At 73.0% G+C, this 18,980-nt stretch carries 20 protein-coding genes and 1 riboswitch; of the genes, 5 read left to right on the top strand and 15 right to left on the bottom strand.

The genetic code is table 11. The features are described from left to right. Positions 1–23 precede the first annotated feature (23 nt). The 6 genes from D3218_RS15085 to rph are packed head-to-tail and all read right to left on the bottom strand — an operon-like array spanning position 24 to position 4,277. Positions 24–404, bottom strand: coding sequence for a YraN family protein (locus D3218_RS15085; RefSeq protein ID WP_119540925.1), 381 nt, complete (start codon positions 402–404; stop codon positions 24–26). Then, a complete protein-coding gene (rsmI, locus tag D3218_RS15080; protein WP_119540924.1) occupies positions 401–1,330 on the bottom strand; it encodes a 16S rRNA (cytidine(1402)-2'-O)-methyltransferase in 930 nt (309 codons plus the stop codon). The genes D3218_RS15085 and rsmI overlap by 4 nt, the downstream gene beginning before the upstream one ends. Then, positions 1,327–1,668, bottom strand: a complete 342-nt coding sequence (locus tag D3218_RS15075; protein WP_119540923.1) for a YnfA family protein — start codon at positions 1,666–1,668, stop codon at positions 1,327–1,329. The genes rsmI and D3218_RS15075 overlap by 4 nt, the downstream gene beginning before the upstream one ends. Beyond that, positions 1,665–2,864, bottom strand: coding sequence for a radical SAM family heme chaperone HemW (hemW, locus tag D3218_RS15070; RefSeq protein ID WP_119540922.1), 1,200 nt, complete (start codon positions 2,862–2,864; stop codon positions 1,665–1,667). The genes D3218_RS15075 and hemW overlap by 4 nt, the downstream gene beginning before the upstream one ends. Beyond that, positions 2,861–3,514 (bottom strand): RdgB/HAM1 family non-canonical purine NTP pyrophosphatase, encoded by a 654-nt coding sequence (gene rdgB / locus D3218_RS15065; RefSeq protein ID WP_119540921.1) that lies wholly within the window; start codon positions 3,512–3,514, stop codon positions 2,861–2,863. The genes hemW and rdgB overlap by 4 nt, the downstream gene beginning before the upstream one ends. A 43-nt stretch (positions 3,515–3,557) precedes the next feature. After that, on the bottom strand, positions 3,558–4,277 hold the full coding sequence (gene rph, locus D3218_RS15060; RefSeq protein ID WP_119540920.1) for a ribonuclease PH: 720 nt from the start codon (positions 4,275–4,277) through the stop codon (positions 3,558–3,560). Positions 4,278–4,688: 411 nt separating this feature from the next. Between rph and hrcA the strand changes: the two genes are divergently transcribed. Together hrcA and grpE are read left to right on the top strand one after the other, a co-directional pair. Continuing rightward, positions 4,689–5,816, top strand: a complete 1,128-nt coding sequence (hrcA, locus tag D3218_RS15055; protein WP_210209688.1) for a heat-inducible transcriptional repressor HrcA — start codon at positions 4,689–4,691, stop codon at positions 5,814–5,816. Positions 5,817–5,931: 115 nt separating this feature from the next. Further along, the gene (grpE, locus tag D3218_RS15050; protein WP_119540919.1) at positions 5,932–6,669 is read left to right on the top strand and encodes a nucleotide exchange factor GrpE; all 738 of its coding nucleotides are present in this window, start codon (positions 5,932–5,934) and stop codon (positions 6,667–6,669) included. A 186-nt stretch (positions 6,670–6,855) separates the two neighbouring features. Here the strand turns inward: grpE and folD are convergent, their stop codons facing one another. Beyond that, a complete protein-coding gene (folD, locus tag D3218_RS15045; protein ID WP_119540918.1) occupies positions 6,856–7,758 on the bottom strand; it encodes a bifunctional methylenetetrahydrofolate dehydrogenase/methenyltetrahydrofolate cyclohydrolase FolD in 903 nt (300 codons plus the stop codon). Positions 7,759–7,911: 153 nt separating this feature from the next. Here folD and D3218_RS15040 point away from each other — a divergent pair, with 153 nt between their 5' ends. Genes D3218_RS15040 through D3218_RS15030 form a run of 3 tightly spaced genes read left to right on the top strand, consistent with a single transcriptional unit; the run spans position 7,912 to position 10,195 of the window. Next, positions 7,912–8,691 (top strand): 3-hydroxybutyrate dehydrogenase, encoded by a 780-nt coding sequence (locus D3218_RS15040; RefSeq protein ID WP_119540917.1) that lies wholly within the window; start codon positions 7,912–7,914, stop codon positions 8,689–8,691. A gap of 30 nt (positions 8,692–8,721) precedes the next feature. After that, positions 8,722–8,865 (top strand): DUF3096 domain-containing protein, encoded by a 144-nt coding sequence (locus D3218_RS15035; protein ID WP_119540916.1) that lies wholly within the window; start codon positions 8,722–8,724, stop codon positions 8,863–8,865. 37 nt (positions 8,866–8,902) lie between these two features. Further along, positions 8,903–10,195 carry an NAD(P)/FAD-dependent oxidoreductase gene (locus tag D3218_RS15030; RefSeq protein ID WP_119540915.1) on the top strand — a complete coding sequence of 431 codons (1,293 nt, stop codon included), beginning with the start codon at positions 8,903–8,905 and terminating at the stop codon, positions 10,193–10,195. Positions 10,196–10,378: 183 nt separating this feature from the next. On the opposite strand, the gene D3218_RS15025 is transcribed toward D3218_RS15030, so the two are convergent. From D3218_RS15025 to D3218_RS14990, 8 genes are all read right to left on the bottom strand, one after another. Further along, on the bottom strand, positions 10,379–11,065 hold the full coding sequence (locus D3218_RS15025; RefSeq protein ID WP_119540914.1) for an MFS transporter permease: 687 nt from the start codon (positions 11,063–11,065) through the stop codon (positions 10,379–10,381). A gap of 262 nt (positions 11,066–11,327) precedes the next feature. After that, complete coding sequence (gene cobO, locus D3218_RS15020) at positions 11,328–11,969, bottom strand: cob(I)yrinic acid a,c-diamide adenosyltransferase (protein ID WP_119540913.1); 642 nt, start codon at positions 11,967–11,969, stop codon at positions 11,328–11,330. Further along, positions 11,966–15,679, bottom strand: coding sequence for a cobaltochelatase subunit CobN (cobN, locus tag D3218_RS15015; protein ID WP_119540912.1), 3,714 nt, complete (start codon positions 15,677–15,679; stop codon positions 11,966–11,968). The genes cobO and cobN overlap by 4 nt, the downstream gene beginning before the upstream one ends. Before the next feature lies 1 nt (position 15,680). Then, positions 15,681–16,757, bottom strand: coding sequence for a cobalamin biosynthesis protein CobW (gene cobW, locus D3218_RS15010; RefSeq protein ID WP_119540911.1), 1,077 nt, complete (start codon positions 16,755–16,757; stop codon positions 15,681–15,683). 4 nt (positions 16,758–16,761) lie between these two features. Further along, entirely contained in the window at positions 16,762–17,289 is a 528-nt protein-coding gene (cobU, locus tag D3218_RS15005; protein WP_119541069.1) for a bifunctional adenosylcobinamide kinase/adenosylcobinamide-phosphate guanylyltransferase, read from the bottom strand. Next, positions 17,271–17,984: a CbtA family protein gene (locus tag D3218_RS15000; protein ID WP_119540910.1), complete on the bottom strand. Its 714-nt coding sequence runs from the start codon at positions 17,982–17,984 to the stop codon at positions 17,271–17,273. Before D3218_RS15000 ends, cobU begins: the two co-directional genes overlap by 19 nt. A gap of 144 nt (positions 17,985–18,128) precedes the next feature. Then, a complete protein-coding gene (locus tag D3218_RS14995) occupies positions 18,129–18,305 on the bottom strand; it encodes a CbtB domain-containing protein (protein ID WP_119540909.1) in 177 nt (58 codons plus the stop codon). Between the two features lie 32 nt (positions 18,306–18,337). Next, positions 18,338–18,575: riboswitch (cobalamin riboswitch) on the bottom strand. Between the two features lie 17 nt (positions 18,576–18,592). Then, positions 18,593–18,862, bottom strand: coding sequence for an AAA family ATPase (locus tag D3218_RS14990; protein WP_119540908.1), 270 nt, complete (start codon positions 18,860–18,862; stop codon positions 18,593–18,595). Positions 18,863–18,980 lie beyond the last annotated feature (118 nt).

Below are 18,980 nucleotides of genomic sequence, written 5' to 3'. Positions count from 1 at the left end.
GGAGCCCTCTTGCGATGTTCGGATCAGGCGGCTTGCCAGGCGTTGGGAACGTGCACCGGCCAGCGACGGGGCAGGACGGCGACGATGTCGAAGCGCAGGGACAGGCGGGCGTGGTCGGGCTGCCGCTGAAGCCAGAGCTCCGCCGCGCGCGCGATGCGCGCCTGCGCCACCGGGGCCACGGCGTCCATCGCCGCCTGAAGGGTGGCGCGCGCCTTGACCTCGACGATCGCCACGGTGTCGCCCCGGCGGGCGACGAGGTCGATCTCGCCGAGCCGGGTGCGATGGCGCACGGCCAGGATGCGATAGCCCTTCAGGCGCAGCGCCCAGGCGGCCAGCCGCTCGCCGCGATGACCCTTGGCGAAGCGCGCGCGCCGCTCCGCGAGACGCTCGGCCGGCGCCTTCATTCGTTCTTCAGCGCCAGGGCGCGCCCGTAGAGCTCGCGGCGCGACAGGCCGGTGAGCCGGACCGCCTCCTGCGCCGCCTTTGCCGGCTTCATCTCGGCCAGCAGCCCTCGGAGGATGGCGTCCACGTCGGCCGGCGCCTCGGCGTCCTCGCCCTGCGGGCCGCCGACGCAGACCACGATCTCGCCACGCACCCGCTCCATCGCCGCGAAGTCGGCGGCAAGCTCGGGCAGCGACGCGCGATAGATGGTCTCGAAGGCCTTGGTCAGCTCGCGGCACACGGCGGCGGGACGCGCCCCGAGCACCGCCGCCATGTCGGCGAGGCTGTCGGCGATTCGGTGCGGGGCCTCGAAGAACAGGAGCGTGCCGGGCACGCGCGCGAGGCTTTCGAGCCGTGCCCGACGTCCGCTTTCCTTGGCCGGAAGGAAGCCGGCGAAGAAGAAGGCGTCGGACGGCAGACCCGAGGCCAGAAGCGCGGCGAGCGGAGCGGAGGCGCCCGGCACCGGCACGACCGGCAGCCCGCGCGCGATGGCTTCGCGGCCGAGCCGGTAGCCGGGGTCGGAGACGAGCGGCGTGCCGGCGTCCGACACCAGCGCGACCGAGCGGCCGGCGGCGAGTTCGGCGAGCAGCGCCTCGTCGGCGCCCTCCGCGCTGTGCTCGTGATAGGACCAGGCACGGCGGCGGATGGCGTAGCGCTGGAGGAGCTTCGCCGTCTGGCGCGTGTCCTCGCAGGCGAGGACGTCGGCGCCGGCGATGATCTCCAGCGCCCGGAGCGTGATGTCCGAGAGGTTTCCGATCGGCGTCGCCACGAGATAGAGAGCCGGCTCGGGGCGGGCGGCCGCGAAGGGCGTTCCGCGCAGCGCGAAGCCCGTCCGTCCCTCGTCCGGGACGGCCTCGGCTTCGGGCGCGGATCCGTCCGTGCCGCTCATGCGCCCCTCGGCGCCCAGAGGATCACGCCCGCGCCGCACAGGCAGAGCGCCGCGCCCGCGAGGTCGAACCGGTCGGGCCGCGCCGCTTCCGCGCCCCAGGCCCACAGAAGCGCGGCCAGGATGTAGATGCCGCCGTAGGCCGCATAGGCGCGACCGGCGAACTCGGCCTCGACCCATGTCAGCGCGTAGGCGAAGACCGCCAGCGACAGGAGGCCCGGCGCCAGCCACCACCGCGACGCGTCGAGCCTGAGCACGGCCCAGACCGCGAAGCAGCCGGCGATCTCCGCCGTCGCGGCCAGCGCATAGGCGGCCAGCGTCTGGGCGGCGTGGGCGCTCACGCGAGGTCCGCCACCACGGCGTCGAGCACCAGCATGCCGGCGGGCGTCGCGCGGATGCGATCCGGGCCGAGGCGCTGGAGCATTCCGTGACCGGTCAGCTCGGCCACGGTCTCCGGGTCGATGTCCCGGCCCGCCAGCGCGCGCCACCGCTCCAGGTCCATTCCCTCCGCCAGGCGCAGGCCCATCAGCATCAGCTCGTCCGCCTGCTCCTGCGGATCGAGCGGGACGTCCTCCACCGAGCCGGCATCCCAGTCCTCCACCATGCGCAGCCAGGTCTCGGGATGCTTCTCGTTGGACACGGCGTGGCGCCCGCCGCCCTCGCCGGGCAGGCGGGCATGCGCGCCCGGCCCGACGCCGGCATAGAGGCCGTAGCGCCAGTAGGTGAGGTTGTGGCGCGATTCCGCGCCCGGCACCGCGTGGTTGGAGATCTCGTAGGCGGGCAGGCCGTGCGACCGCGTGATCGCCTGCGTCGCCTCGTAGAGCTCGGCCGACAATTCGCCGTCGGGGACGAGCAGCTTGCCGGCCCGGTGCAGCGCGTGGAAGGCGGTGCCTTCCTCGATGGTGAGCTGGTAGAGCGACAGGTGGTCGGCGGCGAAGCCGATCGCCTGGGCGAGCTCGGCCTCCCAGGCGGCCACGCTCTGGCCGGGGCGGGCATAGATCAGGTCGAAGGACAGGCGCGGGAAGATCTCGCGCGCGAGGCCGATCGCGCCCAGTGCCTGCGATACGTCGTGCAGCCGCCCGAGGCGGCGAAGGTCCGGGTCGTTCAGGGCCTGGACGCCGAGCGAGACGCGGTTCACCCCGGCGGCCCGATAGCCTCGGAACCGCTCCGCCTCGACCGAGGAGGGGTTGGCCTCCAGCGTGATCTCGGCGCCGTCGGCCACGGTCCAGTTGGCGGCCACCGCGTCGAGGATCGCGGCCACCGTGGCCGGCTCCATCAGGCTCGGCGTGCCGCCGCCGAGGAAGACCGAGGTGACGGTCTGGCCGCGCGTGCGCCGCCCCTGCTCGGCGAGTTCGCGGCGAAAGGCGGCGACGAAGCGCGCCTGGTCCACCGGCTCGTGGCGGACATGGCTGTTGAAGTCGCAATAGGGGCACTTGGCCGCGCAAAACGGCCAGTGGACATAGACCCCGAAACCGGGGTCGCCGGCCGGCGGCGTGTAGGGGCGGATCGCCGACAGGGAGCGCAGGGCCACGGTCACGAGACGCCGAGAGACTCGCGGGCGAAGAGGCGGAAGGCGCGGGCGCGGTGCGACAGGGCCGTGTCCTGCCCCGGTACCCAGCCGTGCTTCTCGTCGGACGCCATCTCGCCGAAGGTGCGCGTCTCGCCCTCCGGCAGGAAGCAGGGATCGTAGCCGAAGCCGAGCGCGCCGCGCGGCGGCCAGACGATCGTGCCCTCGATCTCGCCGCGGAACTCGCGCGTCGCCCCGTCGGGGAAGGCGAGGCAGAGCACGGCCACGAAGCGCCCCGTGCGCTGGGCCGGCTCGTGCGCGCCCGCCGCCTGGAGCTTCTCCTCGACCTGGCGCATGGCCATGGCGAAGTCCTTGCCGGGCCCGGCCCAGCGCGCCGAATAGATGCCGGGATCGCCGCCCAGCGCATCCACCGCAAGGCCCGAATCGTCCGACAGCGCCGGCAGGCCCGTGGCCCGCGCCGCCGCCAGCGCCTTGATCCGCGCGTTCTCCTCGAACGTCGCGCCGGTTTCCTCGGGCTCGGGCAGATCCTTCTCGGCCGCCGACACGACGCGGAAGCCGAGCGGTCCCAGGAGCTCGCGGAATTCGGCGATCTTGCCGGCGTTGTGGCTGGCGACGAGCAGCGGGCCCCGGGCCGGGTCGAGGGGCAGGTCCTGGGTCATGGGTTCCAAACGCTTCACCTTTCGCTCGGGGGGCGGGCGCGGCTCAGGCGCCGAGCACCGCCTTCTGCCGGTCCACGAGCTGCGCGATGCCCGCCTCCGCGAGGCCGAGCAGCGCGTCGAGCTCGGCGCGCGAGAAGGGCTCGCCCTCGGCCGTGCCCTGGATCTCCACGATCCCGCCGCGCCCGGTCATCACGAAGTTGGCGTCGGTCTCGGCGGCCGAATCCTCCAGATAGTCGAGGTCCAGAACCGGCTTGCCGGCATGGATGCCGCAGGACACGGCGGCCACGTGGTCCTTCAGAACGGCCGCGCGCTTGACCATGCCGCGCGTCTCCATCCAGGCGAGGCAGTCCGACAGGGCCACGAAGGCGCCGGTGATGGCTGCCGTGCGCGTGCCGCCGTCGGCCTGGATCACGTCGCAGTCCACCGTGATCTGGCGCTCGCCCAGCGCCTGGAGGTCGACGACCGCGCGCAGCGACCGGCCGATCAGGCGCTGGATCTCCTGCGTGCGCCCGGACTGCTTGCCGGCGGCCGCCTCGCGGCGCATGCGCTCGCCCGTGGCGCGCGGCAGCATGCCGTATTCGGCGGTGACCCAGCCCTTGCCGGTGTTCTTCAGCCAGCCGGGCACCCGCTCCTCCAGGCTCGCCGCGCACAGGACGTGCGTGTCGCCGAACTTGACGAGGCACGAGCCCTCGGCGTGGCGCGAAACGCCGCGCTCCAGCGAAACGGGTCGCAATTCGTCGGGCTGGCGTTTGGAAGGCCGCATGGGATGTCCGCTCAACTGGGAATGTGTCGCGGTCTCCTTAACGCATGCGGAGGGGAACCGGAAGCGCCGGCACCGCGATCGCGGGCGGTGGGGACCCGCGCCCCGGAAGGCTCGGCGCGCGCCACATGGTCCTCGGGGGGCTTCAGGCTCCTCGGCGCGCGTCCCGTCTCGTGGATCTTCGCCACCGCCCGGTGCGAGCACTGCGGACGTGCCAGGGAGGAACGGCGAGCCAGACGGTAGGCGCGGGGTGCCGGTCGCCCCCGGCGGAGGCCGATCGGACCCGTTCCGGCGGCCGCGCCGCCCCCGACGTGCCGGCCGCGAGGGGAAGCGGGCGTCAAGGCGTGGATAGCCACGCGGCGCGCCCGCAGCCCGCTTGGCCGCGTCGGCGAGCCTCCATATATTCCCCCCGTGATGAAGCTCGGCCCCACGCTGTCCCTGTCCCGCGATCCGCTCGACCGCCGCCTCGACCTCGGCCAGGCGCTGGACGAGCGTTCGCGCGAGATCTTCCGGCTGATCGTCGACACCTATCTCGATTCCGGCGAGCCGGTCGGCTCGCGCAACCTGTCGCGCCTGCTCACCGCCTCGCTCTCGCCCGCCTCGATCCGCAACGTGATGTCGGACCTCGAGGCGCTCGGCCTGATCTACGCGCCGCACGTCTCGGCCGGCCGGCTGCCGACCGAGGTGGGCCTGCGCTTCTTCGTGGACGCGTTCCTGGAGACCGGCGACCTGCCCGAGCGCGAGCGGCAGGAGATCGAGGAGCGGGTGCGCGCCGAGGGCGAGCGGCGCCCGGTGGACGCGCTGCTGACCGAGGCCTCGCAGCTCCTTTCCGGCCTGTCGCGCGGGGCGGGCATCGTCCTCGCCTCCAAGGCCGACATCCGCCTCCGCCACATCGAGTTCGTGCGCCTGGACGCCGCGCGTGCCCTGGTGGTCCTGGTGGGCGAGAACGGCGAGGTCGAGAACCGCGTCCTGGAGCTGACGCCGGGCATCACCGCCGCCCAGCTCGTGGAGGCCACCAACTTCCTCAACGCCCATGTCGTCGGGCGCACGCTCGGCGAGGCGCGCGCACGCATCGCCGCCCTCAAGGACGACACCGCCCGGGCCCTGGACCGCCTGTCGCAGGACCTCGTGGAGGCCGGGCTCGCCGTATGGGCGGGCGGCGGGGCGGGCAATCCGTCGCGGCTCATCGTGCGCGGGCGCGCCAACCTCCTCGACAGCGTCACCGCCGCGCCGGACCTCGAGCGGCTGCGCCATCTGTTCGACGACCTCGAATCCAAGAGCTCCATCATGGAGCTGATCGATCTCGCCGAGGCGGGAAACGGGGTCCGCATCTTCATCGGATCGGAGAACAAGCTGTTTTCCATGTCCGGCTCCTCGCTGGTGATCGCCCCCTACAGCGACGGCGACGACCGGGTGATCGGCGCGGTCGGCGTGATCGGGCCGACCCGGCTCAACTACCGGCGCATCGTGCCCATGGTGGATTACACCGCTCGGCTCGTGTCGCGCCTTCTTTCGGGCACCGCGCCGCCCCGCCGGCCTTGATTTTCAGCACCCGGCATTCGATATCCCGCACCGACCAACCCCGGCCTGGGCGCCTGCGGCCGATCGCGGCGGCGGGCCCGGCCCGATTCCCCAAGACCAAGGAGCGCCCTCTTCGATGACGAGCGACACCGACAAGACGCCAAGCGAACGCCAGGGCGAGGCGACGGGGGCCCAAGCCTTCTTCAAGGGCGGCGGCATCGCGGGCGCGGCGCCGGGCGAGACAGTTTCCCCGTCGGCCGAGGCGCCGGGAACGGAGGGCGAGGAGACCGTGTCGACCTGGGGCGGACACGAGGCGGCCGAGGCGGACCGGGCGCGCATCGCCGAGCTCGAGGCCGAGAACGCCGACGTCAAGGACCGGATGCTGCGCCTCGCCGCCGACATGGAGAACCTTCGCCGGCGCACCGAGCGCGAGATCAAGGACGCGCGCCAGTTCGCCGTGGCCAACTTCGCCCGTGACATGCTCTCCGTGTCCGACAATCTCGACCGGGCGCTCCAGGCGTTGCCCGAGGGGGCGCGCGAGGGCGGCGATGCCGGCTTCACCGCCCTGGTGGAGGGCGTCGAGATGACCGGCCGGTCCATGCTGTCGGCCATGGAGCGCCACGGCGTGAAGCGGCTCGAGCCGCTGAACCAGCGCTTCGACCCCAATTTCCATCAGGCCATGTTCGAGGTGCCCAACCCCGAGCTTCCGGCCAACACCGTGGTGCAGGTGGTGCAGGAGGGCTACGCCATCGGCGAGCGCGTGCTGCGCCCGGCGCTGGTGGGCGTGTCGAAGGGCGGTCCGAAGTCCGCCGTCCCCGCGAGCGGCCCCGACACGAAGCCGGGCGTGCCGGACGAAAGCACCAAGGACGCCTGAGGCGCGGCCGGGGATCGCAGGGGCGGCGCCGCCGCGATCCAACGGGAGACGGGATGCCTCCGGGCCGCGGCTCGCCCGCACAGCGTCCACGAGCGAAGGGGGCCGTCGGCCCCCTTTTTTCGCGTCGATCGCCCGATGGCGGCGGGGAGGCGGGCTCGGCGGGCCTCCCGGGACCCGCCCCCCGCGTCAGAACGTCGGCGGCGTCTCGCCGGCGGCGCGGCAGGCGGCAGTGACGGTGTTGGCCATGAGCATGGCGATGGTCATCGGCCCGACGCCGCCCGGCACGGGGGTGATCGCGGCGGCCACCGCGGCGGCCGGCTCGTAGGCGACGTCGCCGACGAGCCGCGTCTTGCCCTCGCCACGCTCGGGCGCGTCGATGCGGTTGATCCCGACGTCGATCACCACGCCGCCGGGTTTCACGCAGTCGGCGCCGAGGGCCTGCGGCCGGCCGATGGCGGCGACCAGGATGTCGGCCTCGCGGCAAAGGGCGGGTAGGTCCCGGGTGCGCGAATGGGCGACGGTGACCGTGGCGTTGGCCAGGAGCAGGAGCTGCGCCATCGGCTTGCCGACGAGGTTCGAACGGCCGACCACCACCGCGCGGCGGCCCGACAGGTCGGCGCCCAGCGCGCGGCGCAGCAGCACCATGCAGCCGGCCGGCGTGCAGGGGACGAAGGCCTCGGCCGGCAGGCCGGATGCGAGGCGCCCGGCGTTGACGACGGTGAGCCCGTCCACGTCCTTGTCCGGGTGGATGCGCCCGACCACGGCGTCGGCATCGAGCCCCTCCGGCAGGGGCAGCTGCTGCAGGATGCCGTGGATCGCCGGGTCGGCGTTGAGCCGGTCGATCAGCGCCAGGAGCTCGTCCTGCGCCACGTCCGCGGGCAGTCGGTGGGTGACGGAATGGAAGCCGCATTCCCCCGCCATGCGGCCCTTGGAGCCGACATAGACCTGGCTGGCGGGGTCCTCGCCGACCAGCACCACGGCGAGCCCCGGCTTGACGCCGCGGCGTGCCTCCAGATCGGCCGCCGCGGCCCTCACCGTCGCCAGCACGTCCTCGGCCGCCTGCTTGCCGTCGATCCTGGTCGCCGCCATCGAAAATCCCCGTTTGCTGCGTCGCACCGCTTATAGGTCGCCGCCGGCCCGCCCGCGAGCGCGAAATCGGCCCCGCGACGGCGGGCGGCCCTGTTCGCCGGGCCCGGACCTTCTATGATTCCCGCACGGGTAGCCGGCAAGGGAAACGGGCTCATGCAACTCGATGGACAGGTCGCGGTGGTGACGGGCGCGGGGTCGGGCATCGGCCGGGCCATCGCGCTGGCCTATGCGCGCGAAGGGGCGAGCGTCGGCATCGCCGACATCGCCGCCGATGCGGCGCGAGCGGTGGCGGCCGAGATCGAGGCCGCCGGCGGCCGGGCCCTCGCGGTGACCATGGACGTGACCGACGAGGCGGCGGTGAACGCCGGGGTCGACGCGGTGGCGGAGCGGTACGGACGGCTGGACGCGATGGTGGCCAATGCCGGCATCCAGATCGTCCACCCGGTGGAGGACTTCCCCTACGAGGAGTTCCGCCGCGTGGTGGACATCCATCTCGGCGGCTCGTTCCTGCTCACCAAGGCCTCGGTGCGCCACATGTATCCGCGCCGCTCCGGCGCCCTGATCTACATGGGCTCGGTCCACAGCCACGAGGCCTCGGCGCTGAAGAGCGCCTATGTCGCCGCCAAGCACGGGATCCTCGGCCTGGCGCGCACCATGGCGAAGGAAGGCGGCAGGCACGGCGTGCGCTCCAACGTCATCTGCCCCGGCTTCGTGCGCACCCCCCTGGTCGAGAAGCAGATCCCCGAACAGGCCCGCGACCTCGGCATCTCCGAAGAGGAGGTCGTGAAGAACGTGATGCTGGGACGCACGGTGGACGGCGAGTTCACCACGCTGGAGGACGTGGCGGCGCTGGCCGTCTTCCTCGCCGGCTTCCGCTCCACCGCTTTGACCGGCCAGTCCATCACCGCCAGCCACGGCTGGTACATGGGCTGACCGGCCCGAACCCGGCGAAGGAGACACATCATGGAAATCATCACCGTGCAGCCGCTGGTGGCGCTGATCGCAGGCGTCCTGATCCTGCTGATGCCGCGCCTCCTGAACTATATCGTCGCGATCTACCTGATCGTGATCGGCATCACCGGACTGATGGGAACCATCTCGCCCTGACGACCTTCGCGTGGGACGACGCGAAGGAGATCGGACCATGGCGGAAGGGGCGACGGGGCAGCGGGTGCTGATCCTCGGCGGCGGGGCGGGCGGCTTGGAGCTCGCCTCTCAACTGGCGGGGGATGGACGCGTCGCGGTGACGCTGGTCGACCGCGAGATGAGCCATCTGTGGAAGCCGCGGCTGCACGAGTTCGCCGCGGGCACCGTGTCCTCGACCCTAGCGGAAATCTCCTTCTACATGCTGGCGCGCATGCGCGGCTTCCATTTCGAGCAGGGCGAGGTCCGCGCGATCGACCGGGCGGGCGGGCGCGTCGAGCTCGGTCCGATGCGCGACGACGAGGGGCGCGAGCTGGCGCCCGCCCGCTTCCTCGCCTACGACCTGTGCGTCGTGGCGCTCGGCGGCGTGACGCCGGACTTCGGCACGGAGGGCGTCGCCGAGAACGCCGTCCGCCTCGACGGGCCGGAGGACGCAGAGGCGTTCCGCACCCGCTTTGCCGGCGCCATGATACGCGCGCGCGCGACGGGCGTGCCGGCCGAGATCGTCATCGTCGGCTCGGGCGCGACGGGCACGGAGCTTGCCGCCCACCTGCGCAATTCGGAAAGCGGCTTCGAGGCGCGCGGCGGCGGCGCGCGGCAGGGCAAGCTCCTCGGCATCACCATCCTGGAGGCGGCGCCCGAGATCATGCCGGGCATCGACCCCGAGCTGCGCCGCAAGCTGGTGGAGCGGCTCAAGGCGATCGACGTCAAGACGGTGACCGACGCCAAGATCGCGGCCGTGGAGCCGGACGCGGTGCGCTCGGTCTCGGGCGAGCGCTGGCCGGCGGACGTCTCGGTCTGGGCTGCGGGGCTGGTCGGCCATCCGGTGCTCCGTCGCCTCGCCGACTTCGAGCTGGACGACAAGGGCCGCATCCGGGTGGACCGCACGCTCCGTTCCACGGTGGACGAGCGGATCTACGTCATGGGCGATGCGGCGAGCCTCGTGCCCAAGGGCGCCGAAGCGCCGCTGCCACCCACCGCCCAGGCCGCCGCGCAGGAGGCGGCCTACCTGTCCGAGACGATCCCGTTTCTCTTGGCCGGGCAGCCGGTGGAGCCCTTCGTGTATCGCAATCGCGGCCGGCTGGTCTCCGTCGGGCGGGCCGGCACGGTGGGGCGCGTCCGCCCCGGGGTGGGCGACGACTTCCTGATCCACGGCCAGTTCGCCACCGCCGCCTACAACGCGCTCCAGCGCCACCATCAGTGGAAGGTGCTCGGACGGCTGCGCGGAACCGTCGCGATCTTCGCCGACATGCTCTCTCCGGCCAAGGGACCGGCGCTCAAGCTGCACGGGTGAGCGCGAGGACGGGGCGCCTCAGGCGAGCGCGGCGACGGCGGCCCGAAGCGTTCGGACCGGCACGGAAGGGGTGCGAAACCGTCGGTCGGCTTCCAATGCGTTCCTCCCACGAAGCGGACGTTCCATGCGGCGCAGGCCAATGCGCGGATACATCCGGCGCAGGGGGTCTGCGCCGGACGCCTGTCACGGGGTCTCCTTCCAAGCCGCGACGACCTGGGGCGCGACCGCCAGGAGAACCAGAAGGAACATGGCGACGGTGCCGAGCAGGATGTGAAGCGCGGCACGGGCGAAAGCGCGACCGCGCCCCGAGCCCCTGTGCCTCACGAACCACCCCGTCAGCGTCGCCTGGTACCAGATCAGACCCGCCACGAAGATCACGGTGCCGACGATGACGGCTCCGTCGGTCGCCAGATGCCCCGTGGTGAGGGCGAGATCCACCGACAGGACGAAGGGCGCCGCCAGGAAGCAGTGGCCATAGAAAGCAGGTCGGAGCGTCGAACGCGTCAGCGGTTGGTTCTTCTGGCGAACCGCCTGCACCGCCAGGATCATCGGAAACAGGCTGAACGCGGTCGCGCGGAACACGAGAAGGTTGCGCGTGTCGGACAGGAGGCCGATGGGCACGTCCTGGTCCGGGGTCAGTGTCGTATCGATCACGTGAGCCAGCGCGATGGACAGAAACAGGAAGATCGGCGGACTGAGCGCGTCGGCGAACTGGTTCTCCGGCGACCCTGTCAGCTCGCGCTGGGCGTAGTCGAACATGGAAAGGGGGCGACGGACGCAGCGCCACAGCGTGATCGGGTAGAACACGAGCCAGGAGACCAGCTCGTAGAGCAGGGCCTCCACCGACTTGAGGAGGTTCATGAAGTCCATGGACGCGATCCCGCATTGTGTTCGAGCCGACGCGACCTGCGATGGGTGCCGGCAAGCCTACCATGCGGAAGGCTTGCGCTACGCCACCTGCGGGATCAGGTCACAGGGACGTTCGGTGAACGTCCGGTTCGAAGCACCGCCCCGACGGACGCGAGCGCTTTGGAACGGCCGACCGCCGGCTGGCTTTCCGCTTGGCCGCGTCCGAAACCCATTCGTTACGTCCGCCGGTGCACTGGACCCGGCCGCTCCGCCTCGCCCGCGTTCAGAACTCGATGCCCCGCTGCGCCTTGATGCCGGAGCGGAACGGGTGCTTCACCATCTCCATCTCGGTGACGAGATCGGCGAACTCGACGAGTTCCTCGCGCGCGTTGCGGCCGGTGATCACCACGTGCTTCATCTCGGGCTTGTGCTCGCGCAGGAAGTCCACCACCTCGGCGACCGGAATGTATTCGTAGCGCAGGACGATGTTGAGCTCGTCCAGCACCACCATCTGGTGCTCCTCGTCCGCGATCAGCGCCTTGGCGCGCTCCCAGGCCTGGCGGGCGGCGGCGATGTCGCGCTGGCGGTCCTGCGTCTCCCAGGTGAAGCCATCGCCCATGGCGGTGATCGTCACCTCGCCGGGAAAGCGTTCCAGGGCCTGGCGCTCGCCGGTCTCCCACCTGCCCTTCACGAACTGGACGATGCCGACCTTCATGCCGTTGCCGAGCGCACGGAACACCAGGCCGAAGGCGGCCGTCGACTTGCCCTTGCCCTTGCCGGTGTGGACGATGACGAGGCCCTTCTCCTGCGTCTTGGTCGCCAGGATCTTGTCGCGCGCCGCCTTCTTCTTGCGCATCTTCTCGGCGTGGCGGGCGTCGAGCTCCTCCTCGCTCATCGCGGCCAGCAGGGGGGATTTCTCGCTCATGGGACGGGGTCCTCCGATTCGGGGGCGAATCTCGCCGAGTTGGAGCGCGGATGCCAGAGCCCGCGCGCGACGGCCTCGGCGAAGCGCGCCTTCATCTCGGCGAGCGCGGCCGGGTTGTTGTGCTCCAGGAACGCGACGACGCGCCGGTCCTCCAGATAGGCGGCGTGCACGAGGTCGAAGTGGCGGTCGGCCACCGCGTCGGTCGTGGCCGCGAAGGCGAACAGGTAGTCCACCGTCGCCGCCATCTCGAAGGCGCCCTTGTAGCCGTGGCGCATGACGCCCGCGATCCACTTGGGGTTCACGGCGCGCGCGCGCACCACGCGGGCGATCTCCTCGTCCAGGGTTCGGATCACCGGCCGCTCGGGGCGCGAATGGTCGGTGTGGTAGGCGCGGGGCGCCTGGCCGGACAGGTGCTGCACGGCCGCGCTCATGCCGCCCTGGAACTGGTAGTAGTCGTCGGAATCCAGAAGGTCGTGCTCGCGGTTGTCCTGGTTCTGGATCACCGCCTCCATCTGCCCGAGGCGGACCTCGAAGGCGGCGCGTTCGGGCAGGCCCTCGGCGTCCGCGCCGTAGGCGTAGGCGCTCCAGTGGAGGAAGGATTCGGCCAGGTCCGCCCGCGTCTCCCAGCCGCCCTCGTCGATCAGCGCCTGCAGCCCCGCGCCGTAGGCGCCGGGTTTCGAGCCGAACACGCGAAAGCCCGCGCGCCGGCGCGCCGCCCCGGCGTCGAGGCCGGCGTCTTCCAGCGCGCGCGCCTCGCGCGCCATGCGCGCGGCGATCGGATTGTCGTCCTCGTCCTCCTCCAGAGCGCCCACGGCGCGCACCGCCCGGTCGAACAGGGCGATCTGTTCGGGAAAGGCGTCGCGGAAGAAGCCCGAGACGCGCAGCGTCACGTCGACGCGCGGCCTCCCGAGCACGGCGGGCGGAACGATCTCGAAGCCCGTCACGCGGCCGGAGGCGCGATCCCAGGTCGGCCGGGCCCCGATCAGCGCGAGGCCCTGGGCGATGTCGTCGCCGCCGGTGCGCATGTTGGCGGTGCCCCAGCAGGTGAGGCCGGCGGCGCGCAGCCATTCGCCCTGGTCCTGGAGGTGGCGGGCGACCAGGAGCTCGGCGGACTTGCGGCCGAGCGCCCAGGCCGCCTCGGTCGGCACGGCGCGCGTGTCGACCGAGAAGAAGTTGCGGCCCGTGGGCAGGACGTCCGGCCGCCCGCGCGTCGGCGCGCCCGAGGGGCCGGGTGGCACGAAGCGCCCGTCGAGGCCGGCGAGGAGACCGGCGATCTCGGCGGGGCCGCAGGCCACCACGGCCGGGCGCAGCCGGTTCTCGATCTCGGCGAGCACGCAGCAGGTGGCGGTCCAGCCGCGCTCGGGCGCGCGGCCGCCGGCGACGAGCCCGGCAGCCAGAAGCTCCAGCCGCTCCACCGTGTCGCCCGCCGTGCGCCACGGGTCCGGCGTCGTTTCCCCGAGACACGGCGGACGCGGCCCGCCCCAGGGCTCGCCCATGGCGCAGTCCAGCGGATCGAACGCGCCGAGGCCGAGATCGGCGGCCAGGGCGCGCAGGAGCGAGGCGTCGGCCGGCTCGTGGCCGCGCGGCAGCCGCGCGAGGGCCACCGTGAGATCGTCCAGGAGCCGTCCTTCCGGTGCCCGGCCGAACACGTGCAGCCCGTCGCGGATCTGCATCTCCTTGAGGTCGCAGAGCCAGGCGTCGAGCCGCCCCAGCGCCGCGTCGTCCACGTCTCCGGGCGCGAGGCCGGCGTCGGCGCCGAGGCTCGTGTCCGCCAGCATGTCCAGGATCTGGCGCTTCAGGAGCGCGGTGCGGCGCGGATCGCCCTGCGCGGCCTCGTAGTACTCGTCCACCAGCCGTTCGAGATCGCGCGCCGGGCCGTGGCTCTCGGCGCGGGTGAGCGGCGGGGTGAGGTGGTCCACGATCACGGCCCCGGCGCGACGCTTGGCCTGCGTGCCCTCGCCGGGATCGTTGACGATGAACGGATAGAGATGGGGCAGGGGGCCGAGCACCGCCTCGGGGAAGCAGGCGTCCGAAAGCGCCAGCGCCTTGCCCGGCAGCCATTCGAGGTTGCCGTGCTTGCCCATGTGGACCACCGCCTGCGCGCCGAACGCCTCGCGCAGGAAGGCGTAGGTGGCGAGGTAGCCGTGCGGCGGCGCCAGGTCCGGCGCGTGATAGGTCTCCTTGGGGTCGATGTTGTAGCCGCGCGCCGGCTGGATGCCGACGATCACGTTGCCGAACCGGGCGAGCGGCAGGGCGAAGCCTCGGGCGGCGTCGAAGAACGGGTCGCGCTCCGGCGCGCCCCAGCGGTCCGTCACGGCGGTTTGCGCGGGGGCGGGCAGCGATTCGAGGAAGCGGAGGTAGCGTTCGAGCGACAGCGTCTCGCGCACCATGCGCCCGGCGCGGCCCGCATTGGTCGGGCCCGCCTGGAGATGGGCGATCAGCGCGTTGCCGTCGGGCGGCAGGGGGCCCGTGCGGTAGCCCGCGGCCTGCAGGGCCCGCAGGACCTCGATCGTGCCGGCCGGGGTGTCGAGGCCGACGCCGTTGGCGAGCCGGCCGTCGCGGTTGGGATAGTTGGCGAGCATGACGGCGACGCGCCGTTCCGCCGCCGGCGTGCGCCGGAGCGCGGCCCAACGCGCGGCGAGCGCGGCGACGAAGGCGACGCGGCCGGGCTCCGGCCGATGGGCCACCACGTCGCTCTGGGTGCGCGCGTGCCATTCGCCCGCCGACTTGAAGGCGAGCGCCCGCGTCGGCACCCGCCCGTCCACCTCGGGCAAGGCGACGTTCATCGCGAGGTCGCGGGCCGAAAGCCCTTGGGCGGAAGCCTCCCAGGCCTCGCGGGTGGTGCCGGCCAGCACGCCCTGGAGCACCACGGCGCCGCCCGCGTCAAGCACCGTCGGGGCGAAGGGGCGGCCGGGCGCGGAGGTGGCGAACCCCGTGAGGTTGACCACCACGTCGGGTGGGCGCGGGGCGAAGAGCGCGCGCAACGTCTCGACGCTGACCGGGTCCTTGAGACCCGAGACGAAGGCCGGCAGCGTGTCGAAGCCCTCGGCCTCCAGCGCCCGTGCCAGCGCCTCCACCGCCTCGGTCTGCCCGCTCTGCACCAGCGCGCGGTAGAACACCACGGCGGCGAGCGGCCGTGCCGGGTCCGGCGGCGGCGCTCCCGGCCGCTCCAGCCGCCCGGCCTTGAGGATCGGGCGGGCGGGCGCCTCGTCCGGCGTCGCGCCGCCCGCCAGCGCCAGCGCCGAGCGCAGGAAGGCGTCGGCATTGGCCGCGCCTCCCTCGCGCAGATAGGCCCAGAGGCGCTCGCGCTCCGGCTCGCGTAGCGTGGAGAAGCGGTCGAGGCCGGGATCGGATCGGTCGTCGCCCGGCAGGACGGCGAGGGCGAAGCCGCGCCGCCGCGCGGCCGCGCTCCAGGCCTCGCAGCCGTGCGGCCAGTAGGCGGCGCCCCCGAGCAGCCGAATCACCACGAGCCGGACGTGCCCCTCCATGCGTTCCACATGGGTGTCGACCGACATCGGATGCCCGAGGCGCAGGAGGTTGGCGAGGCGAAGGTCGCCCTCCGCGAGGCCCAGCCGGTCGGCGGCGAAGGCGAGCGCGGCGAGCTCGGTGTCGGCGGCCGACAGGACCAGGACGCGCCCCGGCGACTGGCCGAGGTCCACCGCCTCGCGCCCGTCGGCGAGCGTGCCGCGCTGGAGGGCGAGGAGGTGCATGCTACTCGGCCGCCGCGCGGGCCGGCAGCGCCAGGGCCGCCACCGCCTCGCGAATGGCCGCCTCGCCGCGATCCATCGCGTCGTGCAGGCCGATCGCGACGAGGCGCGTGCCGCGCGTCTCGCCGGGCGCGAAGGGCCGGTCGAAATAGGTCTCGATCCGCCCGCCCACGGCCTGGACCACGAGGCGCATCGGCTTGCCCCGGATGGCGGCGAAGCCCTTGAGGCGCAGGATGTCGTGGGCCGCGACGATCGTCCGCAGCCCTTCCGTCAGCGCCTCCACCGAGGCGCATTCGCCGCCTTCCACGACGAAGCTCTCGAAGTCGTCGTGGTCGTGCTCGTGGCCGTCCGCGTGGTGGATCTCGTGGTGCGACCGGCGCCCGGCGATCAGGTCCTCCGTGCCCGCGCCGAGGCCGAGCAGCACGTCGGCCGGCAGGCGGCCGTTCTCGGACGAGACCACGGCGAGCCGACGGCCGGCCTCGGCCTCCACCTTGGCGCGCACGCCGGCCAGGGTCTGCGCGTCCACCAGGTCGGCCTTGTTGAGGACCAGGAGGTCGGCGGCCCGGATCTGGTCCTCGAACAGCTCCTCCAGCGGGTTGTCGTGGTCGAGGCTCTCGTCGGCCTCGCGTGCGGCCCGGACCTTCTCCTCGTCGTCGGCGAAGCGCCCGGCGGCCACCGCCGCCGCGTCGATCACGGTGACCACGCCGTCCACCGTGACGCGCGCCTTCACCTCGGGCCAGTTGAAGGCGGCCACCAGCGGCTGGGGCAGGGCGAGGCCCGAGGTCTCGATCACGATGTGGTCGAGCCGGTCGCTCCGCTCCAGGAGCTTCTCCATCGTGGGGATGAAGTCGTCGGCGACGGTGCAGCAGATGCAGCCGTTGGTGAGCTCGACCACGTCCTCCTCGCGGCAGGTCTCGACGCCGCAGCCCTTCAGGATGTCGCCGTCGACGCCGAGGTCGCCGAACTCGTTGATGACGAGCGCGATGCGCCGGCCGCCGGCGTTCTGGAGGAGGTTGCGGATCAGCGTGGTCTTGCCGGCGCCCAGGAAGCCGGTGATCACGGTGGCGGGAATCTTCTGCATGGCGTCAGCCTTTCAGTTTCAGCGGCAGGCCGGCGGCGACGAAGGTGACCTCGCCGGCCAGCGCCGCGACGCGTTGGTGGAGCCGGCCGGCATGGTCGCGGAAGTCGCGCGCCATGCGGTTGTCCGGCACGATGGACAGGCCGACCTCGTTGGAGACGATCACCACGAGGCCGGGAAGCGGAGCCGCGAGGGCCGTGGCGAGGGCCGCGAAGGCGGCGGGAACGTCGTGGTCCTCCAGCATCAGGTTGGTGAGCCAGAGGGTGAGGCAGTCGACCAGGACGGCCCGGTCGCCATGCGCCTCGCGCCGGAGCGCCTCGGCCAGGCGGAGCGGCGCCTCCACCGTTTCCCACGGGGGCGGACGCCGCTCGCGGTGCTCGGCGATGCGCGCCCGCATCTCGGCGTCGAAGGCGCGGCCGGTGGCGAGATACAGGGGGCGGAGGCCGCTGGCCGAGACGAGCGCCTCGGCGAAGGCGCTCTTGCCCGAACGCGCCCCGCCGAGGACGAAATGGAGGCTCACGCCGCCACGGCCGATCCGCGCCGCGCCCGGTCGAGCCCGAGCCCGAGCAGCGCGCCGGCGGCGGTCCAGAACAGGGCCGAAACGAAGAGCGAGGCGACCGCGAACTCGGCCGCCAGCGTCGCCGGCACGGGGCTCGCGATGTCGTCCGGGTGCGGTGCGCCCACCAGATGCGGCAGCGCCAGGGGGGCGAGGCCGCCGAGGATCGCAAGGCCGCCGCGACGGAACACGAGCAGCCACAGCCCGCCCGCCGCCATCGCCACGGTGGCGAGCCACCACGCCTGGCGCGCGGCAAGGTCCGCCGCCGGCATGGCCGGCAGTTCGGGCGGCAGTCCGAGCGCGGGCGCCAGGGTGAGCACGGCAAAGCCCGCCAGCCCCCAGATCGCGCCGTTGGCGGCGGTCAGCGGCCGGTCGACCAGGAGGCTCGCCGCCAGGAGCAGCAGCGAGAAGGCGGCGCCGATCACGACGTTGGCGAGAAGCGTCCCGCCGATCCGCCCGGCGGTGCCGCCCTCGGCGTGCTCGCCGCCGCCATGGGCGTGGGCGGCGGAGACGAGGCCCGGGACGAAGGCGGCGTGGTCGTGCGCCGCGCCTCCGCCCTCATATGTCTCGGCCGCCAGGATCAGCGGCGTGGTCTTGAGATGCTGGACGGGCGTCACGACGACGCCGGCGAGGATGCCGGCCAGGAGCGCGGCGAGGAAGAAGCGTGCGAGCATGGGATATCCCTCCCGGCCCGGCGGAGCGCCGTCGCGATCCGAGCCGTGACCGTGCCGATGGAAAGGCCGTCGCGCCGCGGCGATGGTCCGAGGACCGGGCGCGCGACGCGGAGCCTTACGGATGACGAGACGGGCGGGGCCGGCTCAGTGGCAGGGAAGGCCCATGGCGTGGCGCGCGTCGTGCGCCGTGTCGTGCAGCGCGTCGGCGCCGGCAAACCCCGCGCCCCACAGGAGGAAGGCGCCGGCGGCGAGGGCGAGAAGCGCGGCCGGAAGGCGCGCGGACAGGGGTGTGCTGAGAGCGGATGCGCTCGAACGGGCCATGGTGTTCAACCTCCGTGACGGCGGCCGGAATGGCCGCCTCGAAACGGATGGCAGGTCTCCTGGCTCACGGGTCACCGGCATTCCCCCTGCCTTCCCGGACGAACCCGTCCAGTGGCGTTTCCGGCAGATGCCTGCCGGCGGGGGCGCCTCGCCGTTCTACAGTCGCGGGGTCGGCTGCGATACGGGCCCTTGGGTTAAGTCGGCCCTTCGCATTCCCTCTTAGCTCGCCCGCGCCATTGGCGAGGCGAGACCATCCGCGCGCGAGGATAGACGTGGCGCCGGCGCTGTCAATTGCCTCCCCAAGGCGGGGCGACGAAGACCGGCGGCTCGTAGCGGCAGGGGCGCGCCGCCGCCTCCGCATGCGCCGGCTCCGAAAGGCCGAAGGGCCGGAGATGGCCGACGAGGTGGGGCAGGCCCCGGTCGAAGGGCACGGGCTCCGCGAGCCCGGCCGCCTCGTGCCGGGATCGCTGCTCCCACGCGGGCATCGCTTCCGCGAAGGCCGACCGGTCGCCCGAGGGCGGGGCCCGGCCGCCGACGGCGCTTGGGTCTTGGATCACGGCGCGCCCGCCTCGGGCCTGTGGGGCAGACCCCCGCGCCGGAGACGGTGGATCGGGGGCGTCCTGCCGGAGCCGGGACCGCCGGTGGAGGCCACGCGCCCGTGAGGCATCGCCGGTT

Origin of the sequence: Aureimonas flava (genome assembly GCF_003583935.1) — a bacterium.
Classification (GTDB): domain Bacteria; phylum Pseudomonadota; class Alphaproteobacteria; order Rhizobiales; family Rhizobiaceae; genus Aureimonas; species Aureimonas flava.
The sequence above is the reverse complement of the archived record's forward strand: the minus strand, read 5'-3'. Positions and strand labels throughout refer to the sequence as shown.

Coding starts and splice junctions, on each gene's coding strand:
- rdgB (WP_119540921.1), bottom strand. CDS start 3,514: ATGACCCAGGACCTGCCCCTCGACCCGGCCCGGGGCCCGCTGCTCGTC.
- grpE (WP_119540919.1), top strand. CDS start 5,932: ATGACGAGCGACACCGACAAGACGCCAAGCGAACGCCAGGGCGAGGCG.
- cobN (WP_119540912.1), bottom strand. CDS start 15,679: ATGCACCTCCTCGCCCTCCAGCGCGGCACGCTCGCCGACGGGCGCGAG.
- hrcA (WP_210209688.1), top strand. CDS start 4,689: ATGAAGCTCGGCCCCACGCTGTCCCTGTCCCGCGATCCGCTCGACCGC.
- D3218_RS15040 (WP_119540917.1), top strand. CDS start 7,912: ATGCAACTCGATGGACAGGTCGCGGTGGTGACGGGCGCGGGGTCGGGC.
- D3218_RS15030 (WP_119540915.1), top strand. CDS start 8,903: ATGGCGGAAGGGGCGACGGGGCAGCGGGTGCTGATCCTCGGCGGCGGG.
- D3218_RS15085 (WP_119540925.1), bottom strand. CDS start 404: ATGAAGGCGCCGGCCGAGCGTCTCGCGGAGCGGCGCGCGCGCTTCGCC.
- D3218_RS15000 (WP_119540910.1), bottom strand. CDS start 17,984: ATGCTCGCACGCTTCTTCCTCGCCGCGCTCCTGGCCGGCATCCTCGCC.
- D3218_RS14995 (WP_119540909.1), bottom strand. CDS start 18,305: ATGGCCCGTTCGAGCGCATCCGCTCTCAGCACACCCCTGTCCGCGCGC.
- D3218_RS15025 (WP_119540914.1), bottom strand. CDS start 11,065: ATGGACTTCATGAACCTCCTCAAGTCGGTGGAGGCCCTGCTCTACGAG.
- rsmI (WP_119540924.1), bottom strand. CDS start 1,330: ATGAGCGGCACGGACGGATCCGCGCCCGAAGCCGAGGCCGTCCCGGAC.
- cobW (WP_119540911.1), bottom strand. CDS start 16,757: ATGCAGAAGATTCCCGCCACCGTGATCACCGGCTTCCTGGGCGCCGGC.
- cobO (WP_119540913.1), bottom strand. CDS start 11,969: ATGAGCGAGAAATCCCCCCTGCTGGCCGCGATGAGCGAGGAGGAGCTC.
- rph (WP_119540920.1), bottom strand. CDS start 4,277: ATGCGGCCTTCCAAACGCCAGCCCGACGAATTGCGACCCGTTTCGCTG.
- folD (WP_119540918.1), bottom strand. CDS start 7,758: ATGGCGGCGACCAGGATCGACGGCAAGCAGGCGGCCGAGGACGTGCTG.
- D3218_RS15035 (WP_119540916.1), top strand. CDS start 8,722: ATGGAAATCATCACCGTGCAGCCGCTGGTGGCGCTGATCGCAGGCGTC.